This window comes from Streptomyces sp. NBC_00045 (genome assembly GCF_045041095.1).
Taxonomy (GTDB): Bacteria; Actinomycetota; Actinomycetes; order Streptomycetales; family Streptomycetaceae; genus Streptomyces.
Map to the genome: position 1 here is coordinate 4267271 of NZ_CP108271.1, position 22364 is coordinate 4289634.

Consider the following 22364-nt stretch of genomic DNA (forward strand, 5'->3'; position numbering starts at 1 on the left):
AGACAACAGAGCACCGAACTCTTCGCCACACTGAGTGTGTGCACCAAGACACGATCTGTGATCTCTACCTCCGCCTGTCCCTCGACCGGGACGGCAAGACCGCAATCGAACGGCAGGAAGCCGACTGCCGTGCCTGGGCCGAGCGCAACGGACTGACCGTCCGCAAGGTCCACATAGACAGAGGGCGCTCCGGTTACAAGACCGTTGAGCGCAAAGGCTTCGACGCCGCGTTGGCGGCTGTCACGGCGGGCGTCGTCGGCACGCTGATCGTCTGGAAGCTGGACCGTCTGTCCCGCAAGGGGATCGGCCAGGTGGGCAAGGTGCTGGACGACATCGAGAAGGCCGGCGGTCGCCTCGTCTCAGTCCTGGACGGTCTCGATACTTCGAACGACTCGGCGCGTATGGTCGTCGCGATGCTGGCTGAGCTCGCCCGGTCCGAGTCGAAGAACCTCGGCACGCGTGTCGGTCATGCGAAGCGCTACCTCCGCAGCAAAGGGCAGTGGATCGGCGGACAGCCCCCGTACGGACTGCTCATCGACGCGCAGACCAAGAAACTGGTCCACGACCCGGAGCACGCCGTCTACGCCCGCCTGATCGCGGATGAAGCACTCGCCGGGACATCGTTGGTCAAGATCGCCCGACTCCTCAACGAGTACGAGATCCTGTCGCCCAGGGGTGGTCAGTGGAACGCGGCCAGCATCATGCAGCTCCTGCGCTCCCCAGCGTTCGCCGGCCTGATGCCTGAGACCGAGAGCGTCGAGACGGATGACGGCGAGCGGAAGTACACCGGCAGGGTCTTCCCGTACCGCGATCCCGAGACGCTGGACACCGTCGAGATCGGCGAGGGGATCATCACGGTCGGAGAGCGGGAACAGATCATCCGCACGCTGGAATCCAGAACGTTCGTGCACGCAGGAAAGCGGCGGCCGAAGCCCGAGGGGACGGCTCTGCTCACGGGACTCGTCTTCTGCGCGGTTCCCGGATGCGGTCGCCGGATGCACCGTGTGGGCGGGAGCTACCAGTGCATGGCCCGCCGCGCGGGCAACCAGTGCATCGGAGCGTCGGCGTTGGCTGAGGCGGTGGATCAGTACGTGACGGAACAGTTCCTCACCAAGCTCCCGGCGCTCGAACCGGACGACCCGCTGCTTGTCGCGATCGCAGATCGCTGGGTGCATCGTGTGGATCCGGAGACCTTCGCGAAACGTGATGCCCTCACTGCGGAGATCCAGGACGAGGAAGCCCGCCTGGCTGATCTGGAGGATGCACGCTACGTGCGTGGCGAGTTCAGCGGCGCCGCAGCCGTGGAGCGCTACAACCGGCTTTCAGAGCGCCTGAGGGGGCGCGTCGAGGGGCTTCGCGCCGATCTGTACAAGCTCCCCATGCCGTCCGTGGACGTGTCGCCGATGCTCGACGGCCTCACCTTGCGTGAGGCATGGGCTGATGCGACGAACGAAGACCGGCGCAGTCGGTTGTCGCTCGCCATAGACCGGGTTGAGGTGAGCAAGGGAGTACGCGGCCAGCGGATCATCCCCGAGCAACGCATTGAGATCCATTGGGCGAGGCTGGCGGAACCCGACACCGCCGCAGCGCCCGTCGGCAGCGCGCAGGCGTGACGAAGTGACGGAATGACGCTCTCGCCCGGTTACCCCTTATAGAAGTGTTGTTGCTTCTATGAGTGGATCAGAAGTAATCGTCATTCCGTCACTTCGTCACTCGGGATGTGCAAAGTTCAGGCGAAGCCCTCGCAGCGGCCCCGGCCCCAGCTCGAAAAACGCGCCCTGGGTGTGACGCATTTTTTGGGGCCGTATGCGCCTTGGCCTGGGAACACCTGCCACTAAAGGTTCGCGAACGACCCGGTTAACGCCCTCTAGGGCCGCTGAAGGCCCTGTGAAACCGCCCGGCGGGCACTTCAACATCCCTGAGCCCCCGCGCTCGTCACCCTCACCAGGGCGGCGGGTGCGGAGACCTTCTTGCATCCCGAGTCAGTTCAACCACCTTGCCTGAAGGCCCTCTTGCGCAGCTCGGCCCCAAGGGTGAGGCTCGTGCACGCTGGTGCAACCCACTCGACGGCGGGAGCGACCATGACTCTAAAGTTCCTCGGCATCATCCCGAACACGCCGACTGACGAGTCTCCGACGATCTGGCTCCACGAGGAGACCGGCGACCTTTTGATTCAGTCGTACAAGGCGACGGAGGACGAGGTGAAGGTGTGCCAGGAGATCGGTTCGATCCCGGGTCACTCCACGGACGTTCCGGACCACGAGACGATCATCCGGCTTCCCGAGGTGATGCTGAAGTACATCCCGCGCCCCGACGACAACTGAGAGGCAGGCCGTGCAGCCACCCGCCCGTCATGCACTGGCACGAGCACAGCACTCGGCGGTGCACCTTGAGTTGCGTGACAGCTACATGCTCGATGACCCTGAGTTCATCGCGTGGCAGCAGGGGAAGCGGCTTGACCCCGCCGACCGGTCCTCGTGGTGGGGCGGCTGGCACGACGCGGTGAGAGAGGCAACCGCCCGGGGGGTCGTGGTCCGGCGGCTTCGGATCGTGTCCGAGCCGATCAGCGACTACGTCCGGTACGAGTACGACTGCACGTTCACGAACCTCGCTGCGGGCGAGCTGGTCCGGTGGCTGCCCCGACGCCAGACGACGGACGTGGCCTTGCCGGGTACGGACTTCTGGCTATTCGACGGCACGCAAGCCCTCTTCCACCACTTCACCGGAGACGGGCAGTTGGACGAGGACGGGCGGGAGTACACCGACGACCCCGCGAGGGTGAGCCTGTGCACCACAGCCTTTGAGGCTGTGTGGCAGCGAGCCGTTCCGCACGAGGAGTACAAGCCGCGCTGACCGGTCACGATCATGGCTGTCTCTCCCTCTTCGAGTGCCCAGCAAGCCCGGCAGGCTCTGGCGAACCGACTCGCTGAGCTCTGCCGGGACGCCGGGCTGAGTGGACGCGATCTCGCTCGGCTGTGCGACTGGCATCCGTCGAAGTCCTCCCGGATCATGAACGCCCGCACGCCCCCGTCCGCCGACGACATCCGGGCGTGGTGCCAGGCGTGCGGTGCCGAGGGGCAGACGGACGATCTGATCGCCTCGCTGCGGACCGTCGAGGACATGTGGATCGGCTGGCGGCGCATGGAGCGCGCCGGCCTCAAGCAGGCTCAGGAAGCCCGCCTGCCGCTCTTCGAGCGCACCCGTCGGTTCCGCTCCTACTCCTCGTGGCTCGTCCCGGGCCTGATCCAGACCCACGGATACACCGAAGCGGTCTTGCGGGCCGTCCAGCGCAGGCGCGTGGAGGTGGACGACGTCGCCGACGCGGTGGCCGTGCGCATGGAGCGTCAGCGCGTCCTCTACGAGGGCGACCGGCGGTTTGCGTTTCTGGTTGAGGAATCGGTCTTGCGGAACGGGCTCGGTGGGACGGACGTGCAGGAGGAACAGCTCAGCCACCTCCTCACCGTCGGCTCCCTGCCCAGCGTCAGCCTGGGCCTCGTTCCCACTCGGACTGACCGGTCCCGGATGCCGGTGGAAGGGTTTTGGATCTTCGACACCGGACAGGTCAATGTTGAGCTTGTTTCCGGCTACCTCACGCTGACCCAGCCGAGCGAGGTTGCCGCGTACGCGGACACCTTCACCGAACTGGCCGGCATGGCCGTCTATGGAGTGAAGGCCCGCGCGCTGATCACAAGCGCCATTCAGTCGCTCAGGTGACGACTGTGCAACCTCGTGCAATCTCCTGGGAGTTGCAGCTCCGGCGTTCCTAGCGTGGTCGCTACACGGACGACACGAGGAGCGGGGCCGTGAAGGCGATCACGTATGCGCAATCCCCGGTAGAGCTGCCGTTGCGAACAGACCCGGAGCCCGTACCGGTGGCCGGCTGCGGGGTCTGCGCCGCCCTGGCCGCACAGCGCCGGGAAGCCCGTCTCCGGGGCGACCACTCCACGGTCAGCGATTGCAACGTGGAGCTCCGGAACCACCCGCACCTCAAGGAAGCGGCATGACCGTGAGAGCCGTGCTCCGGTACGTCAGCTACGTCATGCACCGCCACCCCTCGGCGGAGACGACGGCCACCGCACGGTGCCTGAACCCGGACTGCCAGTGGTCTGCCGCGCCGACCGGGAACGCGGACGTGTGCACCGACATGTGTATCCAGCACACGGGCCGAACCGGTCACATGACCTTCTTGCGGGAGTTCTCGGAGGTCGCCGTGGTCGAGCGTGCCCAGTGATGGGGGTCAGCCGCCGACCTGGTGTTCCACGCGGTGGCGGATGTACTCGTCCGGATGAGACCGGGCCGTCGCCACCGCCGCGTCCACCAGGTCGTGCAGCTCCGGCGGATAGACAGACTTCCGGAGCGACAGCCCCGGCAGGATGCAGCGCCGGACGTCCACGTGCTCGTTGGTCACGAACTCGCGCAGAGCGGCCTCGTTCCACTCGGCGACCACGGCCGAGCCGTCATCGGTCTCCGGCTGGCTGGCGGCTCCGCCGTTCTCCGCCCGCACGACGGGCATCCGCAAGGGCAAGGCTGACCAGTACCAGGCGCGCGCGGCGCCCGCCCGCTCAAGGTCTGTGCCCGTTCGCAAGTACCCGAGCAGCGCGACCTGGACGCGCCTGCGCCCGAACGCGTTCAGCGCGGGCTCAAGGAACACGCGATTGAAGCTCGGGTCGGGGTCGTGGACGGCCGCCCTGACCAAGGCGTCGAACGACTCCCCGGAAACCGTCAGGCCCTGCCGGCAGGCCTTGCGCACTGCCGTACGGACCCGTGACACCCAGGCCCCCCGATCGTCGGACTCCGACTCGGGAGCAAGGTCGAGTGAGAGGACGCGCACGACGTCCGCCAAGCACTCAGCGAATGCCTCCCGCCGCTGCTCCGTACGTCCCGGCAACGCCATGAATCTCGCTGCCGCCCCCGCCGCCCCGTCGGCCGCCGTCCCGTTCCCGTCCACAGCCATCCGCCGCCCCCTGTGTCGTAGGCCCTGCCGTACGCGCGTGATCCGACCTTCATACCAGGATGGCAAGCTTGAAGGATGAACGATGCTGCCCAGGCGCCCACCCCCGCGCCCGCACCCCGCAAACGTGCCCGTGTCCGTGCCCCTGAGCTGATCGGCAAGGGGGGCTGGCTGAACACCGGCGGCAAGGAACTCACCCTCGCCGACCTGCGAGGTAAGTGCGTTGTTGTAGATTTCTGGACCTTCTGCTGCATCAACTGTCTGCACGTCCTGGACGAGCTGCGGGAGCTGGAGGAGAAGCACCGCGACACCGTCGTGATCATCGGCGTGCACTCGCCGAAGTTCGTCCACGAGGCCGAGCACGCGGCCGTCGTCGATGCCGTCGAGCGGTACGAGGTGCACCACCCCGTGCTGGACGATCCCGAGCTGGCGACCTGGAAGCAGTACGCCGTACGGGCCTGGCCGACGCTCGTCGTGATCGACCCCGAGGGGTACATCGTCGCGCAGCACGCCGGTGAGGGGCACGCGCACGCCATCGCGCAGCTCGTGGAGGAGCTTCAGGTCGAGCACGAGGCCAAGGGGACCCTGCGGCGCGGGGACGGGCCGTACGTGGCACCCGAGCCGGTGGCGACCGACCTGCGGTTCCCCGGGAAGGCGCTCGTGCTGCCGACCGGGAACCTGCTCGTGTCGGACTCGACGCGGCACCAGCTCGTGGAGCTGGCCGCCGACGGCGAGAGCGTCGTACGGCGCATCGGCAGCGGGGAGCGCGGCTTCACCGCTGACAGCTTCAGCGAGCCGCAGGGGCTGGCGCTGCTGCCCGACGGGTCCGTGATCGTCGCCGACACCGTCAATCACGCGCTGCGCCGTTTCGACCCCGTGACGGGCGCCGTCGAGACCGTCGCCGGAACCGGTCGGCAGTGGTGGCAGGGGTCTCCGACGTCCGGGCCGGCCCTGGAGGTCGACCTGTCCTCGCCGTGGGACGTCGCCTGGTGGCGGGACAAGGTGTGGATCGCCATGGCGGGCGTGCACCAGCTGTGGACCTGGGACCCGCAGACCGGGACCGTCGCCGTCGCCGCCGGGACGACCAGCGAGGGCCTGCATGACGGGCCCGCCCTGGAGGCCTGGCTCGCGCAGCCGTCCGGGCTCGCGGCCGCCGGGGAGGACCGGCTGTGGATCGCCGACTCCGAGAACAGCGCCCTGCGGTACGTCGAACCCACGGAGGAGGGCGAGGGGTACGCCGTACGCACCGCCGTCGGGACCGGCCTCTTCGACTTCGGGCACCGGGACGGCGACGCCGGCCAAGCCCTGCTCCAGCACCCGCTCGGGGTGACCGCGCTGCCCGACGGCTCGGTCGCGGTGTGCGACACGTACAACCACGCCCTGCGCCGCTTCGACCCGGCGACCGGCCAGGTCTCCACGCTGGCCACCGACCTGCGGGAACCCAGCGACGCCGTGCTCGTCGGCGAGGACATCGTCGTCGTCGAGTCCGCCCGGCACCGGCTGACCCGGCTGCGGCTGCCGGAGGAGGCGGTACGGGTCGACGCCGTCGCGCACCGGACCCAGCGGGCCGCCACCGAGGTCGCCCCGGGCACGCTCCGGCTCGACGTGGTGTTCCAGGCGCCGACCGGCCAGAAGCTCGACACCCGGTACGGGCCCTCGACGCGGCTGCTGGTCTCCTCGACCCCGCCGGAGCTCCTGGTGGCGGGCGAGGGGGCCGGGACGGACCTGTTCCGGGAGCTGGCCCTGAACCCGGACGTCACCGAGGGCGTCCTGCACGTCTCCGCCATGGCGGCCTCGTGCGACGACGACCCGGCGAACGAGTACCCCGCCTGCCACGTGCACCAGCAGGACTGGGGCGTGCCGGTCACCGTCACGGCCGACGGCGCCGCCCGGCTCCCGCTCGTGCTCGCCGGGCTCGACGCCTAGCGACAGGACGGCATCCGGCCGGGGCCCGCAGCGGGCCCCGGCCGGACGGCTCAGCTCCCGGCGCGGCTGCGGCTGCCGTCGTCTTCGTCCTGGGCGCTGTCTTCGTCGGCGGCCTGGTCTTCGTCCTGGGCGCTGCCTTCGTCGGCGGCCTGGTCTTCGTCCTGGCTGCTGTTTTCGTCGGCGGCTTGGTCTTCGTCCTTGGCCTGGTCCTCGTCCTTGGCCTGGTCGTCGCGCCGGCCGTGGTCCTCGTCCTGGCGGTGGTTCTCGTCGGTGGCCTGGTCGTCGCGCCGGCCGTGGTCCTCGTCTCGGCCGTGGTCCTCGTCCTTGGCCTGGTCGTCGTGCCGGCCGTGGTCCTCGTCCTTGGCCTGGTCGTCGTGCCGGCCGTGGTCCTCGTCCTTCGCTTGGTCCTTGCGCCGGCCGTGGTCCTCGTCCTTGGCGTTGTCCCCGGTCTTGGCGTTGTCCCCGGTCTTGCCGTGGTCCTCGGACTTGCCGTGGTCGTCCTTGCCCTCCTTGCCCTGCTTGCTCTCCTTGCTCTCCTTGCTCTCCTTGCTCTCCTTGCTCTCCTTGCCGTTCTCGGCCTTGGGCTGCGCGGCGTCGGCGATCAGCAGGTTCGGGTCGATGCCCGTGAGGAAGGCGCCGCTGGTCACGTAGACCTTGTGGTGGCGGATCGCCACGGCGGTCGGACCGGACAGCCCGTCCGCCCCGGTCAGCACGATGGTGTGGGTGCCGTTGGGCCGGACCAGGGCGAGCTCGCTGGCCTCGGTGTTCAGTGCGGCGAGCACCGTCGTGCCGTGCCCGGCGAACGCGAAGTCGTCGATCCCCGTCAGCCCGGTGGCCTGCGTCCTGATCGGGCCCGCGGACCCGTCCTTCTCGACCGGGATCCGCAGCAGCGTGCCCCGGTCGGAGTTCGATACCCAGACCGCACGGTCGCGCACCTTGATGCCGTTGGCGCCGACGAACGTGGACGGTTCCAGCGCGGCGCCGGTGGCCCAGGTCGTCACCTCGGGTTCTTTGCCGAGCGAGACGCGCCGCACGGCGCCGAGGACGGAGTCGGCGACGTAGAGCAGGCCGAGGTGCTCGTCGAGGGCGATGCCGTTGGCGAAGCCGTCCGCCGGCAGGTCGACGAACTTGGTGACCTCGCCGTCCGGGGCGATCCGGTAGATGCCGGTCTCGGCGGTGCCGGTGTTGTACGCGACGTAGAGCGACCCGTCCTTGGTGCGGACGATCCCGCTCACGACGGCGGCGCCGACGAGCGGTGTCTGCGGGTTCGCGACGAAGGGCAGCGTCGCGAGGACATGTTTGCCGCCGTGGCGGTCCACGCGGACCACCTGCCGGGCCAGCGCGAGGGTCAGATCGGCGGAGCCGTCGGGCTCCAGGGCGAGGTTCTCCGGTGTCTGGCCGGCCTTGAAGTCGAAGTGCGCGACGATCCGCGGGTTCGTGAGGGCGAACGGGGACTTGGCTGACGGGGGCGGCGCCGGCGCGGGCGCCGCGAAGGCGCCTGCTGCGGGGGCGGATACGAGCAGGGCGAGGGCGATGCCCACGGCGCCGGTGGTGCGCGGCGTACGGAGTCTGCGGGCCGTGCGGGGCACGGGGGCCATGCGGAACAGGCGGAGCACGGGACTCTCCTTGTCGACCGGGAGTGACAGGAGTCCAGAACAACATGACGGAATGTCACTATCGGTTCATCACACCGCGTCGCCCCGCAGATCGACCCACCCGGCCGAAGCCGGTGCCCGCGTCCGCACCCGCCCGCCGGGACGTTCCGGCAGGCGGTGCGGGGCGCGTCAGCCCTCCAGGAAGGCCACGAGCGCGTTCGCGAGCAGGTACGGGTCGTCCGCACCGCACAGTTCGCGGGCGCTGTGCATGGAGAGGATCGCGACGCCGATGTCCACGGTCTGGATCCCGTGCCGGGCGGCCGTGATCGGGCCGATCGTCGTACCGCAGGGCATCGAGTTGTTCGAGACGAACGTCTGCCACGGCACGCCGGCCCGCTCGCAGGCCGCCGCGAACACCGCGCGCCCGCTGCCGTCCGTCGCGTACCGCTGGTTGACGTTGACCTTGAGGATCGGGCCGCCGTTGGCGCGCGGGTGGTGCGAAGGGTCGTGGCGCTCCGCGTAGTTGGGGTGCACGGCGTGGCCGGTGTCCGAGGACAGGCAGATGGTGCCCGCGAAGGCACGCGCGCGGTCCTCGTAGGTGCCGCCGCGCGAGAAGACGGAACGTTCCAGCACGTTCCCGAGCAGTGGGCCGTCCGCGCCCGTGTCCGACTGCGAGCCGTTCTCCTCGTGGTCGAACGCGGCCAGCACCGGGATGTGGTCCAGCTTGTCGGCGGTCGAGGCGGCGGCCAGCGCCGCGAGTCCGGCGTGCACCGAGATCAGGTTGTCCATCCGCGGGCCGGCGACGAGCTCGCGGTCGCGCCCCAGGTAGGACGCCGGCTCGATCGAGTGGACCATCAGGTCCCAGCCGGCCACCGAACCCTGCGGCAGACCCTCTTCCTCTTCCAGGAAGGCGATGAGGTCGCCCTCCTGGACCTCGCCCAAGCCCCAGATCGGCTGCATGTGGCGCTGCTTGTCGAGCTTGAGGCCGTCGCTGTTGACCGAACGGTCCAGGTGGACGGCCAGCTGGGGGACGCGCAGCAGCGCACGGTCCACGTTCACCAGCCGCTCGCTGCCGTCGCGCAGGGTCAGCCGGCCCGCCAGGCCCAGGTCCCGGTCGAGCCAGGTGTTGAGCAGCGTGCCGCCGTAGATCTCGACGGCGATCTGCCGCCAGCCCTGTGAGCCCGTGTCAGGCAGCGGCTTGACCCGCAGGTTGGGGGAGTCGGTGTGGGCGCCGACGATCCGGAACGGGGTGTGCGCGGAGGCGCCCTCCGGGACGAACCAGGCGATGAGCGCCCCGCCGCGGAGGACGAACCGGCCTCCGCTGCCCGAGTCCCAGGCGTCCGTTTCCGACAACTGCCTGAAGCCTGCCTTTTCCAGCCGCTCGGCCACATTGGCCACGGCGTGGTACGGCGACGGACTGGCCGTCAAAAAGGTCATCAGATCGTCGGTGTGGCCGCGGTCGAAGCGGGCGGGAGAGCTCATGTGGTTCACCTTAACGACGGTCGTGTTCGCCATGGTCGGGCTGCGGCGGATGGCCGGAACGCCGGGGTTACGGGTCGTGTGGTCCCCTTCCCGGCGGCTTTTCAGCCCGGCGGGCGCTCGAAACGGCGCTGCAGCTGCCTGCGCTCGCCCCGGCGGATGCGCGGGAGCATCTCCGGGGCCGTCGCGGAGCGCTGCGCGCGTCTCTTGCGTCCGGCGCAGAAGATACAGGCCTCACCGGCCGGCGCGTCGGGATCGATGGGCGCGCCGGGGTGCTCGGAACAGCCGGAGGCGTTGCGGGGCCTGGAGAGTTCGCGGGCCACGATGAACGCCCGGTGGAGATCGTCCGCGATGCGTACGAACTCCTCGGGGGGCGAGGAGAAGCCCAGGTGGAAGCGGCGGTCCTCGACGGTGCGGAGGTGGTCGCGCAGCGCCTGGAGCGTGTACGGGGGGTCGGGCACGGGATAGCCCAGCCGGCGCTGCTCCCCCGCGGGCGGGGCGGCGGCCGCGCGGGCGCCGCGGACGCCCTGGGCGCGCAGTCCGAGGCGGCGCCGGTCGTTGCAGATCAGGCAGCGGCCCCAGCCGTCGGGCGCCTCGGGGTCCAGGGCGCCATTGGGGTGCTCGGAGCAGCCGGTGTAGCTCTTGGCGGGGGCGAGCCCGGCGGCGGTCTGGAAGGCGGTGTAGAGCGCGTCGGCGACGGCCTCGTACTCGGCGGGGTGGGCGCCGTCGTACAGCTCCCGCAGATGGTCGCCGAGGCTGCCCAGGGCAGCCTGCAGCTCCTTGAGGGCGTACGGCCGCCCGGTCGGGACGGAGTACCCCCTGCTGTTGCCGCGCTGCTCTGCTGGACTCATGCCATACAGCGTCCCACGCGGGACCGACAGCCGGGGATGCCGGTGCCCTGCGGGGGCCGTGGTACGCCGACGGCCGGGCCCTCCGGGGAGGGTCCGGCCGTCGGGTGTACGTACACCGCGTACAGCTGCGGTGGACGGGCGCCGCGGGCTAGAAGGCGGCCTCGTCCAGCTCCATCAGGGTGTTGTCGACGGACTCGGCCAGCGCGCGGGCGACCGAGACGTTCGGCAGGACCTGCGAGGCGAAGAACTTCGCCGCCGCGATCTTGCCGGTGTAGAACGGGACGTCCTTCGCGGAAGCCGTGGCCAGCTTCTCGGCGGCGACGGCCGCGCCCTTGAGCAGCAGGTAGCCGACGACCACGTCACCGGACGCCATCAGCAGGCGGGTGGTGTTCTGGCCGACCTTGTAGATGTTCTTGACGTCCTCGCCGGTGGCGGTGAGGTCGACGATCATCTGGCCGACGATGGCCTCCAGGTCGACGGCGGCCTTGGCGAGCGCGTCGCGGGCGCCGGCCAGCTCCTCGCCGCCGACGGCCTCGGCCAGGAACTTCTTGATCGTCTCGGAGAGGACGTTCAGCGAGGCACCCTGGTCGCGGACGATCTTCCGGAAGAAGAAGTCCTGGCCCTGGATCGCCGTGGTGCCCTCGTAGAGGGTGTCGATCTTGGCGTCGCGGATGTACTGCTCGATCGGGTATTCCTGGAGGTAACCGGAACCGCCGAAGGTCTGCAGCGACTGGGCGAGCTGCTCGTACGAGCGCTCCGAGCCGTAGCCCTTCACGATCGGCAGGAGCAGGTCGTTCAGGCCGATCTCGGCGGAGGCGTCCTCGCCCGCGGCCTGCTTGACCTGGATCGCGTCCTGGACGGAGGCCGTGTACAGCACCAGGGCGCGCATGCCCTCGGCGTACGCCTTCTGCGTCATCAGCGAACGGCGCACGTCGGGGTGGTGCGTGATGGTGACCTTGGGCGCGGTCTTGTCCATGAAGTTCGCGAGGTCCGGACCCTGCACGCGCTCCTTGGCGTACTCCAGGGCGTTCAGGTAACCGGTCGAGAGCGTTGCGATGGCCTTCGTGCCGACCATCATGCGGGCGAACTCGATGATCATGAACATCTGGCGGATGCCGTCGTGCTTGTCGCCGATCAGCCAGCCCTTGGCGGGGTGCTGGTCGCCGAACGTCATCTCGCACGTGTTGGAGGCCTTGAGGCCCATCTTGTGCTCGACGTTCGTCGCGTAGACGCCGTTGCGCTCGCCCAGCTCGCCGGTCTCCCAGTCGAAGTGGAACTTCGGGACGAGGAAGAGGGACAGGCCCTTGGTGCCCGGGCCGTGGCCCTCGGGGCGCGCGAGGACGTAGTGGAGGATGTTCTCCTCCATGTCGTGCTCACCGGACGTGATGAAGCGCTTCACGCCCTCGATGTGCCAGGAGCCGTCCTCCTGCTGCACGGCCTTGGTGCGGCCGGCGCCCACGTCCGAGCCGGCGTCCGGCTCGGTGAGGACCATGGTGGAGCCCCAGCGCTTCTCGACCGCTATCTGAGCGACCTTCTTCTGCGCCTCGTTGCCCTCTTCGAAGAGGATGCCGGCGAACGCCGGGCCGGAGGAGTACATCCAGATGGCCGGGTTCGAGCCGAGCAGCAGCTCCGCGTAGGCCCAGATCAGGGAGCGGGGCGAGGTGGTGCCGCCGATCTCCTCGGGCAGGCCGAGCCGCCAGTACTCGGAGTCCATGAAGGCTTCGTAGCTCTTCTTGAAGGACGCCGGGACCGGCGCGGTGTTGGTGGCCGGGTCGAAGACCGGCGGGTTGCGGTCGGCGTCCGCGAAGGAGTCGGCCAGCTCGTTCTCGGCGAGGCGGGTCAGCTCGGACAGGACGCTCTTGGCGGTGTCGGTGTCCATCTCACCGAACGGGCCGGTGCCGTACAGCTTGTCGCGACCGAGCACCTCGAAGAGGTTGAACTCGATGTCTCGGAGGTTCGACTTGTAGTGCCCCATGGCGACGGCTCCGTTAAGGCTCGGGAAGACAGGTTCCTCGTACATACCAATCGGTAACGTCATGATGCTACCCGCGGGTAATAAGGCGCAAGCCCCGGCCGGTCGACTGTGACCAGGGTCAAGCCGCACACCAGCCGGACCCCGGCCCGCAACCCTGGCGGGAATGCGCGTCCACGGGGCCGGAGGCGCTCGGTAGGCTTCGCCCTATGTACGGCTACGACCAGAACGTGAGCGCGGGGCAGCAGTACGCCGCCCCGCAGCAGATGGCCGGCGGGTACGGCGAGCAGCCGCTGTACCCGGAGCCCTCGCCGCCGTCGCTCGCCGACGCGGTGCGCGCCTTCACGACCGGGTCGCTGTCCGCCGAGGACTTCCAGCAGATCTTCGCCACGTCGAAGGTCTACTGCCCGCGCGGCGACACCCCTGGGTTCCTGGCGCTGCACAACACGCAGCAGCCGGTGATCCCCATGTTCACCACGCTCAAGGAGCTCCGCCGCTACGCAGGCAAGGAGTCCAAGTACTTCGTGATCACGGGCGCCGAGGTGATCGACCTGCTGCCCACCGGGTACGGCTTCGTCCTCGACATGGAGGGCGACCACCGGATGGTCTTCGACGCGAAGGCCGTCGAGCAGATGGTCGACTTCGCGATGCGCCGCATGTACGGCTGATCGCCTTCGCCGCACGGGCGGCCGGCGTCGTACCCCGGGGCGAGGGGGGATCGTGCTGCGCGTGCACTTCACGGCCGAGGGCCTGCTCGACGTCACCTTCGCGAGCGAGCCGCTGCCGCTGGTGGAGCCGTCGATGGCGCTGATCGCCTGGCAGCGCGTCGACGAGCAGGCCGTTTTCGGCCGCTGGCGCAACCGGATCGGTCGGGAGTTACCGGACCGGGCGCGCCCGCTGCTGGATCCGCTGCGGCCGGACGGCGACGATCCGCAGTTCGTCGAGCCCCTCTCGCGGAGCCCGGAGGAGGGGCTGGCCGCCTTGCGGGACGCTGGTCCCGGCTGACCGCGGACCAGCTGCACCGCACCGCCGCCCGCGCGCCCGGCCGGGCGTCCTGGCTGCGCGCGCTGTGGGGCCGGGACCGCGAGGCGTGGGAGCTGCTGGACGGCGCGATCCGCTGTGCGCACGAGGTCGTGGCCCGCAGTGGGCGCAGATCCGCCGGTCCTTCCGGGTGGACGTCGCCCGGCGCACCCGGCTGCTGGCCGCCCACGGCATCAAAGCGTGCCCGGCGGGCATCCATCCGGCCGCGGCCTGGTCGGACACGGTCTTCGAGGTGGGCCTGCCGCCGGACTGCGACGTCCGGCTCGGCGGCGGCCTGACGCTCCTGTCCGTCCGGCGACGCCTGCATCTACGGGGGGGCGATCTCACGCCGATCAACTCGGTCGTCGTCTCGCCGTAACTGCCGCAACTGTCATATGCGCAGGTGGAGCGTCTCAAGGGCTCGGGGAATGTCTCCGGGGCCCCTTGTGTTCTGGGGGGTGTGGCAGAAAGTTCGAGTTTCAACTAAACTCGACGCAGAAGGAGGTTCCGACCATGCCTGCAGTGACTGTGGAGAACCCGTTGACGCTCCCCCGCGTCGCCGAGCCCGCCCAGGAGACCGCCGCCCGCAAGGTGCTGGCCGTCACGACCGCCCCCGGTGGGTTCGAGGGCGAGGGGTTCCCGGTGCGCCGCGCGTTCGCCGGGATCAACTACCAGCACCTCGACCCGTTCATCATGATGGACCAGATGGGCGAGGTGGAGTACGCGCCGGGCGAGCCGAAGGGCACCCCCTGGCACCCGCACCGCGGCTTCGAGACCGTCACGTACCTGATCGACGGAACCTTCGTCCACCAGGACAGCAACGGCGGCGGCGGAGTCATCAACGGCGGTGACACCCAGTGGATGACCGCCGGCGCCGGCCTCCTGCACATCGAGGCCCCGCCGGAGTCCCTCGTCGTGTCCGGCGGCCTCTTCCACGGCCTCCAGCTGTGGGTGAACCTCCCCGCCTCCGACAAGATGATGCCGCCGCGCTACCAGGACATCGGCGGCGGCCAGGTCCAGCTGCTGTCCACCCCCGACGGCGGCGCCCTGCTCCGCGTGATCGCCGGTGAGCTGGACGGCCACTCCGGCCCCGGCATCACCCACACCCCGATCACGATGATCCATGCCACCGTCACCCCGGGCGCTCAGGTCACCCTCCCGTGGCGCGAGGACTTCAACGCCCTCGCGTACGTCATGGCCGGCCGCGGCAGCGTCGGCACCGACCGGCGGCCCGTCCACACCGGGCAGACCGCGGTCTTCGGCGAGGGCGGCTCGATCACGGTGCGGGCGGACGAGTCCCAGGACGCGAACACCCCGGACCTGGAGGTCATCCTCCTCGGCGGGCGCCCCATCCGGGAGCCGATGGCGCACTACGGGCCGTTCGTCATGAACAGCCGGCAGGAGCTCCAGCAGGCCTTCGACGACTTCCAGGCGGGCCGGCTGGGAACCATCCCCACCACCGCCCGGGAGCGCACGAAGTCGGCGGATCAGCACTCCTGACGACGCGACAGCGGCAGCACGGCCCGGCGGCGGACCCGGCTTTAGCGGCGCAGGGCCTCCGCCGGCTGGGTACGGGAGGCCCGCCACGCCGGGTACAGCCCGGCCAGTACCCCGGTGACCAGTCCGATCAACGGCGCCACGGCGACGGTGAGCGGCGACATCACCGGGGTCCAGTCGCGCAGCGCCGACACCCCGACCACGGTCAGGGTGCCGAGCGTGGTGCCGACCAGGCCGCCCACCGCACCCTGCGCGGCGGACTCGGCCAGGAACTGGGCGGTGATGTGCCGCCCGCGGGCGCCCAGCGCACGGCGCAGTCCGATCTCGCCGGTTCGCTCCAGCACCGCGACGAGCGTGGTGTTGGCGATCCCGACCGCCCCGATGACCAGGCAGATCGCCGCCAGCAGCAGGAACAGCTGGTCCAGGTCCGAAGTCACCCCCGCCCGCAGCGTCTTCGGGTCCGGCGGCGGCGCGGCCGTGAGCCAGTCGGGACGGTCCGGGCGCAGGGCGAGCGGCAGTTCCGCGGACACCTGGCGGGCCGCCCCCAGCTCGGTCACCACCAGCATCCGGGCCCGCTGGGCGTTGTCCGGCGGCCCCCACAGCCTCTCGGCGGTGCCCCGGGGCACGATCACCGACAGCAGCAGGTCCGGCTTGCGGTCCGCCCCGCTCGCGATGCCGATCACGGTGAACGGGTGCTCGCCGATGAACACCGCGGGGCGGCTTTCCAGCGTGGTGATGCCGAGACGCGCCGCCATGGCCGAGCCCACCACCGCGACCTGCTCGGCGCGCCCGTCGTGGAAGGCGTCGTACGCCCTGCCGGAGCCCAGCGTCAGGCCGGCGGCGCGCAGCATCCCGGGGGAGGCGGCGACGACCGGGAGCCGTTCGCCGCTCGCGCCCGCGACCGGGGCCGACCGTACGGTGGTGTCTCCCAGCGGTACCGGCCAGAACACCCCTGCGGCGCGCACTCCGTTGAGCGCGCCCGCGCGGGCGTCCGCGTCGCGGGGGAAGGCGAGCGGAACCTGCCGGCCGAGCTGGGGATCGCCGCCGCCCGCGGTGTCGGTGACCCCGATCTCGGTGGCCGTCAGTGCGTTGAAGCGGCTGTCGATCTGCGAGGAGGCGGTGGCCGTCAGGCCCAGGATCGCCACGAAGGTGCCCACGCCGAGGACCGTGCCGAGGCCGGTCAGCGCCGAGCGGGCGGGACGCTGGAGCATTCCGGCGAGGGCCTCGGAGAGCAGGTCGCGCAGGGACAGTCGGGAGGGAACGATCCCTGCCGCGCGGCTCCCCGCACGGTCGGCAACGTCGGTCCCGTCGGCCCGCCGCCTTCGCCCGATGCTTCGCAAAGCGGTCCTCATGCGGTGACCACCTCGGTCAGGATCCCGTCGCGGATGGACACCGTCCGCCGGCCGCGGGCGGCCACGTGCGGGTCGTGCGTGATGACCAACAGGGTCAGCCCGTCGGCGTGCAGCTCGTCCAGCAGGCCCAGTACGGCCCCGGCCGTGGCGGTGTCCAGGTTCCCGGTGGGTTCGTCGCACAGCAGCAGTGAGGGCCCGGCGACCAGGGCGCGGGCGATGGCCACGCGCTGGCGCTCGCCGCCCGACATCCGGGTCGGGAGGTGGCCGGTGCGGTGGCCGAGGCCGACCCGCTCCAGCGCGGTACGGGCCCGGTCGGCGCGTTCCGCGTGCGGGACGCCGTTGTAGACCATGGCGAGGCGGACGTTCTCCAGGGCGCTGCGGTGCGGCAGGAGGTGGAAGGACTGGAAGACGAAACCGATGCGCTGCCCGCGCAGGGCGGTCCGGTCGCGGTCGCGCAGTGCGCCGGTGTCGATGCCGTCGAGAAGGTACCGGCCGGTGGTCGGGGCGTCGATGAGCCCGGCGACGTTCAGGAAGGTCGACTTCCCGGAGCCGGAGGGGCCGACGACGGTGACGTACTCGCCGCGTTCCACGGTCAGTTCGCAGGGCCGCAGCGCCTGGACGGGCGGCGGCCCGGGATAGGTGAGCCCGACCCCCTCGAACCGTACGACGGGCCCGTCCCCCGCCCCCACGTCGGCGGCCCCGCCTGCCCCCACGTCGGCGGCCCCGCCCGCGACCGATTCCGTGTCCCCGCCCGCGGCCGAATTCGTGCCCGCTGCCGACTCCGTGCCTGTGCCCGTGCCCGTGCCGGCGCCCGTGCCCGTGCCCGACTCCGTGCCTGTGCCCGCGGGTCGGTCCGCGGGCGTCATGGCTTTGCCTGCGCTACCAGCACCCGGTCGCCGTCGGCGAGCGCGCCGCCGGCGACCGGCTCGACCTGGACCATTCCGTCGGCGGACATCCCCGCCCGGACCTCGACCCGGCGCCGGGCGTCCGCCGCCGCGGGGTCCTTGCCCAGCACCGTGACGGTGGTCCGGCCGTCGGCGCCGGCCGACACGGCGGACAGCGGTACGACCAGCACCGGCTCCCCGGAGGAGGCGGCGGTCACGGTGAGCCGGACCCCCTGTCCGGAAAGCCGGGCGTCGAGGGCCTGGTCGGGGGTGACGGTGAGCGCGTACCCGCCGGGGTCCTGCCCGGCACCCGGTGCGCCGTCCCCGGAACCGGCACCCGCAACCGCACCCGCACCGGAGCCGCCGCCCGAGGGGGCGCCGGCCGAGGCCGGGGTAGGAGCGGTGGCGACCGAGGCGACGGTCGCGGTGGCCGTGAGCCCGGTGGACTCGGACAGCACTTCCACCTTCATGCCCGCCTTGACCAGGTCCTTCTGGTGCGCCGGGAGCGAGGCCCGGATCACCGGGGCGCCCGCCGAGAGCGTGAGCAGTCCGTCCGGGACGGGTTCCCCGACCCCCGCCTTGACCGCGTCCACGCGGGCCGGGAAGCCCTTGACGAAGACGAGCTCGTCCGCCGGGACCATGGGGCCGGCCGAGGCTCGGGCCGTCTCCAGGCGGGTGGTGGCCTTGGCGAGGTCCTGCTGGGCGAAGACCAGTTGCTGCTGTGCCTCGGAGGTGTCGCTGCCACCGCCCGCCTTGGCCTTGGCGAGGGCGTTCTTGGCGGTGGTGACCCCCCGCTGGGCGGTGTCGGCGGCGTCCTCCGCCGCCTGCAACTTCTCGGCGTCGCCGGGGTCGGCGGGCCGCGGGGTGTAGCCGAGCGCGGCGTAGAGCGCGGTGACCGCCGCCTTCGTCCCGGCGCCGTACGTGCCCGCCGGATCCTTGCCGGTGGGGTGGCCCAGCGCCTTGAGCCCTTCCTGGAGCTGCCCGACGTCCTTGCCGGTGGCCCCGGGCTTCAGGTCCCGGTACACGGGCAGGGCCCCGGCCAGCGCGAACACCGGCCGCCCCGACACCTCGACCAGTACCTCGCCGGCCTGTACGGCGGCCCCGGGCTGTTTGTTGACCCGGGTGACCACGGGCTTCCCGCCCGTCCCGGCACCGGCGGCCCCGGCCCCCGGGGACACCGTCAGAACCTGCTCGGCGGCAACCGTGCCCCGTACGACCACGGAGGAGGTGAGCACCCGCCGTTCGACCCGGTCGGCCAGAACGGAGGCGGGTGGCGGCGCGGCATCGGCCGCGACCTGGGCGGGGGAGCGGATGGTGGTGGCGAGGACCACCCCGGCCCCCGTGAGGGCGACGGCGCCCACGACGACCCAGATCAGGATCCGGCGCCGCCGGCCGAGGGAGGCCCGTACGTCATCGGGCTCGGCTGCGGCGCCGGACTCGGCTGCGACGTCCGGCTCCTCGGGGACGACGGCCTCTTGATGTTTCACGTGAAACCCACTTTTCCGTTCAACAGCTGTTGTCGGCTGTCGTCAGCAGTCGCCGAGCACCGAGACCGACGTGACCTTCCACGGCGCGCCCAGCCGCTCGCGGACGAGGGTGAACGCGGACAGCTGGGAGGGCTTGTCCTGCAACTGGTCGGCGAGCGCGCCGCTCGCGCGGTCGTAGATCAGCCAGCGGTCGAGGTCCACGCAGTCCTGCACCACGCGGGTCTGCTCGCCGGAGACGTCCATGCCGTCGATCCGGTGCCCGACCTCGCCGCGCAGCACCTTCCCGCCGTCGCCGAAGTGCTTCAGCATGGCGCGCATGTCGTCCAGTTGGGCCCCGGTGGCGATCTGGGCGAGCACCGGATCATCGGGGTCGGCCTTCCGGCCGGCCGCCAGCCAGGAGGTCCAGTACGCGTCGTACGCCTGGCGGACGTCGGGGGTCGGCTCGACCAACCCGGTTCCGCCGGCCGACGGCGCAGGTCGGGCGGTCCCGGCGGCGGACGAGGTGCACCCGGTGACGGTGAACACCAGCACCGCGCACGCGGCGGCTACGGCCACGGCGGCGCGTCGGGCTCCGGCGGGGCGCGTCACGCCGTACCGTCCTTGAGGACCTTCCCGGCGGTCTTCACCTGCTCGGCCAGGTTCTTCTTCTCCTGTCCGAGTCCGTCCTTGTTCTTCTCCACGGCGGTGTTCTGGTACGCCGTCAGCACCGCGGTCCAGGTGTCGGTCAGCTTGCTCTTCTGCTTGCAGGACACGTCCGTGGTGGCGGCGGTGATCTCCTCGGAGGTGACCGGGCCGGTCCACCGGGTGCCCTCCATGTCCTGGAGCTCCCAGGGCGTCTTCACCTGGAACCCGGCGTCACGCATGCAGGCGCTCCATTGGCCGATGGCCGCCACGACCCGACTGTCGCCGCGCGCCCGGTCGTTGGTCTGCCGGGTCAGCTCGTCGAGCAGTTCGGTGCCGGCCTTGCCGCTCTGCGGGTACAGCTTGTGGGTCGCCTCGCCCGAACAGCCGCCCTCCGGGGTGCCGGGCCGGGCCGGCGCTCCGTCCTGCGGACCGTAAAGGGCCGCGGTCTCGTTCGGGTCCTGCTTCTTCGCATCCCTCGGGCGGTCCGGTGACGCGCCCGTGCGGTAGCCGAACTTCTTCGCGTATTCCGCGTCGACCAGGCCGATTCCGGTACTTCCGCGCTCGGCGCCGGTATTGGTGTACGTATTCGAGTTTTTGAAGGAGGCGAATCCGAGCCGGTGCATGCAGGAGTCGGTGAGAATGTCCTGGGCCTGCTGCATGGTTTTCAGCTGGTCTTTGTCGAACGTGTAGGCGTCCAGCGGGAGTCCGGCGTGTACGGGATCGTCCTGCGGCGTGATGCTGACCTTGGGTTCCGTACTGGGCAGGGATCCGGCGCCGGTTCCGGTACCGCCCGTGCCGGCGTCGCCGGAACTTCCGGAGCAAGAAGTCAGGGCGGCGGCGAGGAGCAGTGCGCCGAGGGATCCGAGCGGGCGGCGGGAAGACCGGGTGGAGCGCGGCACGATCGACCTTTCCGTGGTGTGCGGGTGGCCCTAAACTGCCGGGCGAGCCCGGAGCCGGGACCGATTCCAGCGGTCCCGGCACCGGGTGCCTGTGGGCAGATCACATACGGCAGGTGGCCGTCAGCAGTGCGGCTGGGCGATCTTGTTCAGCAGTGTCTCCGAGGCGAACCCGACCACACCGGTGTTGTTGTTCTTGTGCTTGGTCCAGTACGAGTTGCCGCTGACGTTCGTGCCCTCCGAGAAGCAGATGGGCGTGATCGTCTGGCTGCGGTAGCCGAGGCCGTTGACTCGGGTGTCGCTCGTGTACGGGGTCTGGCGGATGCGCACCCCGTCGGTGTTGTAGTCGCCGGCCTGGGCGGCGGAGGCCGCCCCGATGCCGAACGCGGCGGTGGAAAGGGCAATGGCCAGGAACTGAACTGCCTTGCGACGCACGTTGTCATCCTCTCGATGAGCCGACAGATCGTCGTGCAGCCGAGAGGAATTGCCCGTGCCATGAGCGCTGAGCTGGTCCCCCCGGTCCGGTGAAAGACGATGGCACGAAGACGAATTCCGTACCAGGGGGTTCAGGGGGTGCGGGCGAGACCGGCTGGAATCGTCACGGGTCGGTGCGGGCGCCGGTCGCTCGGACGTCGGAGATCCATTTTCGAATATCCGCAGGAGAGGACGGTCACCGGAAAACGGTCGCCTTGGCTCCTCCCCGATCGGATGATCGGGGACCGCTTCGCGGTTGTCCTGAAACCGGCATTACTCGGCGCGCGCGGCCTCCGCGAAGCGCCCCCGCAGCTCCGACACCACGCCGAACACGGCCGCGGTCAGCGGCACGGCGAGCAGCATTCCCAGGATCCCGGCGACGCTGGCCCCGGCCGTGATGGCGATCATGACCACCGCAGGGTGCATCTGGACGGTCCGGCTCTGGATCACGGGCTGGAGGACGTGCCCTTCCAGCACCTGTACGGCGAGCACCACGCCCACCGCCCACAGGCCGATGAACCAACCCCGCTCGGCGAAGGCGACGAGGACGGCCACCGTGCCGGAGATGAAGGCGCCCAGGTACGGGATGTACGCGCCGACGAACACCAGGGCGCCGAGACCGACGGCGCCGGGGACGCGGAGCACGAGCAGTCCGACCGTGATGCACACGGCGTCGATCAGGGCGATGAAGGTGGTTCCGCGCATGAAGCCCTCGACGGCCTCGAAGGCACGGCGGGCGATCGCCTCGGCGGTGTCGCCGGCGGCACGCGGTGCGAGCGAACGCAGGGTGTCGGCGGCGCGGTGGGAGTCGCGGACGAAGAAGAACATCAGCAGCAGCGCGAGGACGGCGGTGGCGAGCACCTGGCCGACGACGCTGATGCCGGTGATGACGCCGGAGGCGGCCGTACCGCCGAACTTGGCCAGCAGGTCCTTGGCGTTCGCGGCGAGGTCCTCCAGCGAGGTCCCGGCCGGCCCGAAGCGCTCGGCGAGGTCCTGTCCGGCCTGCTTCAGGGAGCCGATGATCTGGTCGCCGGTGCTGATCAGGGCGTGGACGACGACGTACGCGGCCCCGCCGAACACCGCGAACACGGCGAGGCAGGTCAGCGCGGCCGAGAGGGACCGGTGGACGCCCATCCGCACGAGCCGCCGGTGCATCGGCCCGAGCAGGGCGGTTCCGAGCAGGGCGAGCAGTACGGGTGTGACGGCGGTCTTGAAGACGATGCACAGCCACACGCCGACGGCGAGCACGCCGGTGAAGAGCAGGACGACCACGCACCAGGCGGCCAGCCGCCTGACCGGCAGGGGAAGCAGGGGAGTCGACACCGCTGCATCCAACCACGCGGGCGTCCGCGCGCC

General features: G+C 70.7%; 23 protein-coding genes. 11 read left to right on the forward strand and 12 right to left on the reverse strand.

Going from position 1 to position 22364, the window contains the following annotated elements; all coding sequences use genetic code 11:
* The first annotated feature begins 38 nt into the window (after nucleotides 1-38).
* The 6 genes from OHA65_RS19950 to OHA65_RS19975 all read left to right on the forward strand — a co-directional run bounded on the left by OHA65_RS19950 (nucleotide 39) and on the right by OHA65_RS19975 (nucleotide 4231).
* Complete coding sequence (locus OHA65_RS19950; protein WP_327284450.1) at nucleotides 39-1613, forward strand: recombinase family protein; 1575 nt, start codon at nucleotides 39-41, stop codon at nucleotides 1611-1613.
* A 468-nt stretch (nucleotides 1614-2081) separates the two neighbouring features.
* Nucleotides 2082-2324 carry a hypothetical protein gene (locus OHA65_RS19955; RefSeq protein ID WP_327284451.1) on the forward strand — a complete coding sequence of 81 codons (243 nt, stop codon included), beginning with the start codon at nucleotides 2082-2084 and terminating at the stop codon, nucleotides 2322-2324.
* Between the two features lie 10 nt (nucleotides 2325-2334).
* Nucleotides 2335-2853 carry a DUF6879 family protein gene (locus OHA65_RS19960; protein ID WP_328763253.1) on the forward strand — a complete coding sequence of 173 codons (519 nt, stop codon included), beginning with the start codon at nucleotides 2335-2337 and terminating at the stop codon, nucleotides 2851-2853.
* A 12-nt stretch (nucleotides 2854-2865) separates the two neighbouring features.
* The gene (locus OHA65_RS19965; protein WP_327284452.1) at nucleotides 2866-3714 is read left to right on the forward strand and encodes a helix-turn-helix transcriptional regulator; all 849 of its coding nucleotides are present in this window, start codon (nucleotides 2866-2868) and stop codon (nucleotides 3712-3714) included.
* Between the two features lie 89 nt (nucleotides 3715-3803).
* A complete protein-coding gene (locus OHA65_RS19970) occupies nucleotides 3804-4004 on the forward strand; it encodes a hypothetical protein (protein ID WP_405762217.1) in 201 nt (66 codons plus the stop codon).
* Complete coding sequence (locus tag OHA65_RS19975) at nucleotides 4001-4231, forward strand: hypothetical protein (RefSeq protein ID WP_327284453.1); 231 nt, start codon at nucleotides 4001-4003, stop codon at nucleotides 4229-4231. Before OHA65_RS19970 ends, OHA65_RS19975 begins: the two co-directional genes overlap by 4 nt.
* Nucleotides 4232-4237: 6 nt before the next feature.
* Here the strand turns inward: OHA65_RS19975 and OHA65_RS19980 are convergent, their stop codons facing one another.
* Complete coding sequence (locus tag OHA65_RS19980) at nucleotides 4238-4843, reverse strand: hypothetical protein (RefSeq protein WP_327284454.1); 606 nt, start codon at nucleotides 4841-4843, stop codon at nucleotides 4238-4240.
* A 186-nt stretch (nucleotides 4844-5029) separates the two neighbouring features.
* Between OHA65_RS19980 and OHA65_RS19985 the strand changes: the two genes are divergently transcribed.
* On the forward strand, nucleotides 5030-6877 hold the full coding sequence (locus OHA65_RS19985; protein WP_327284455.1) for an NHL domain-containing thioredoxin family protein: 1848 nt from the start codon (nucleotides 5030-5032) through the stop codon (nucleotides 6875-6877).
* A gap of 50 nt (nucleotides 6878-6927) precedes the next feature.
* On the opposite strand, the gene OHA65_RS19990 is transcribed toward OHA65_RS19985, so the two are convergent.
* From OHA65_RS19990 to OHA65_RS20005, 4 genes are all read right to left on the reverse strand, one after another.
* Nucleotides 6928-8493: a hypothetical protein gene (locus OHA65_RS19990; RefSeq protein ID WP_405762220.1), complete on the reverse strand. Its 1566-nt coding sequence runs from the start codon at nucleotides 8491-8493 to the stop codon at nucleotides 6928-6930.
* Between the two features lie 168 nt (nucleotides 8494-8661).
* On the reverse strand, nucleotides 8662-9954 hold the full coding sequence (locus OHA65_RS19995) for a M18 family aminopeptidase (RefSeq protein WP_327284457.1): 1293 nt from the start codon (nucleotides 9952-9954) through the stop codon (nucleotides 8662-8664).
* A 101-nt stretch (nucleotides 9955-10055) separates the two neighbouring features.
* Nucleotides 10056-10802: a hypothetical protein gene (locus tag OHA65_RS20000; protein WP_327284458.1), complete on the reverse strand. Its 747-nt coding sequence runs from the start codon at nucleotides 10800-10802 to the stop codon at nucleotides 10056-10058.
* Nucleotides 10803-10950: 148 nt separating this feature from the next.
* Nucleotides 10951-12777: an acyl-CoA dehydrogenase gene (locus OHA65_RS20005; protein WP_327285725.1), complete on the reverse strand. Its 1827-nt coding sequence runs from the start codon at nucleotides 12775-12777 to the stop codon at nucleotides 10951-10953.
* 206 nt (nucleotides 12778-12983) lie between these two features.
* Here OHA65_RS20005 and OHA65_RS20010 point away from each other — a divergent pair, with 206 nt between their 5' ends.
* From OHA65_RS20010 to OHA65_RS20025, 4 genes are all read left to right on the forward strand, one after another.
* Nucleotides 12984-13442, forward strand: coding sequence for an SseB family protein (locus OHA65_RS20010; protein WP_054221662.1), 459 nt, complete (start codon nucleotides 12984-12986; stop codon nucleotides 13440-13442).
* 52 nt (nucleotides 13443-13494) lie between these two features.
* Entirely contained in the window at nucleotides 13495-13779 is a 285-nt protein-coding gene (locus OHA65_RS20015; protein WP_327284459.1) for a hypothetical protein, read from the forward strand.
* A gap of 85 nt (nucleotides 13780-13864) precedes the next feature.
* Nucleotides 13865-14173 carry a hypothetical protein gene (locus OHA65_RS20020; RefSeq protein WP_327284460.1) on the forward strand — a complete coding sequence of 103 codons (309 nt, stop codon included), beginning with the start codon at nucleotides 13865-13867 and terminating at the stop codon, nucleotides 14171-14173.
* A gap of 134 nt (nucleotides 14174-14307) precedes the next feature.
* On the forward strand, nucleotides 14308-15294 hold the full coding sequence (locus OHA65_RS20025; protein ID WP_327284461.1) for a pirin family protein: 987 nt from the start codon (nucleotides 14308-14310) through the stop codon (nucleotides 15292-15294).
* Nucleotides 15295-15335: 41 nt separating this feature from the next.
* Here OHA65_RS20025 and OHA65_RS20030 read toward each other — a convergent pair whose 3' ends face one another.
* The 7 genes from OHA65_RS20030 to OHA65_RS20060 all read right to left on the reverse strand — a co-directional run bounded on the left by OHA65_RS20030 (nucleotide 15336) and on the right by OHA65_RS20060 (nucleotide 22331).
* Nucleotides 15336-16643, reverse strand: coding sequence for an ABC transporter permease (locus OHA65_RS20030; protein WP_327284462.1), 1308 nt, complete (start codon nucleotides 16641-16643; stop codon nucleotides 15336-15338).
* Nucleotides 16640-17509, reverse strand: a complete 870-nt coding sequence (locus OHA65_RS20035) for an ABC transporter ATP-binding protein (protein WP_405762223.1) — start codon at nucleotides 17507-17509, stop codon at nucleotides 16640-16642. The genes OHA65_RS20030 and OHA65_RS20035 overlap by 4 nt, the downstream gene beginning before the upstream one ends.
* Nucleotides 17506-19014, reverse strand: a complete 1509-nt coding sequence (locus OHA65_RS20040) for a peptidoglycan-binding protein (protein WP_329314097.1) — start codon at nucleotides 19012-19014, stop codon at nucleotides 17506-17508. The genes OHA65_RS20035 and OHA65_RS20040 overlap by 4 nt, the downstream gene beginning before the upstream one ends.
* Nucleotides 19015-19056: 42 nt before the next feature.
* Nucleotides 19057-19602, reverse strand: coding sequence for a hypothetical protein (locus OHA65_RS20045; protein ID WP_329314099.1), 546 nt, complete (start codon nucleotides 19600-19602; stop codon nucleotides 19057-19059).
* Nucleotides 19599-20537 (reverse strand): hypothetical protein, encoded by a 939-nt coding sequence (locus OHA65_RS20050; RefSeq protein ID WP_327284466.1) that lies wholly within the window; start codon nucleotides 20535-20537, stop codon nucleotides 19599-19601. The genes OHA65_RS20045 and OHA65_RS20050 overlap by 4 nt, the downstream gene beginning before the upstream one ends.
* Before the next feature lie 120 nt (nucleotides 20538-20657).
* Nucleotides 20658-20969, reverse strand: coding sequence for a hypothetical protein (locus OHA65_RS20055; protein ID WP_327284467.1), 312 nt, complete (start codon nucleotides 20967-20969; stop codon nucleotides 20658-20660).
* Nucleotides 20970-21281: 312 nt separating this feature from the next.
* The gene (locus OHA65_RS20060; RefSeq protein ID WP_328763259.1) at nucleotides 21282-22331 is read right to left on the reverse strand and encodes an AI-2E family transporter; all 1050 of its coding nucleotides are present in this window, start codon (nucleotides 22329-22331) and stop codon (nucleotides 21282-21284) included.
* Nucleotides 22332-22364: the final 33 nt, after the last annotated feature.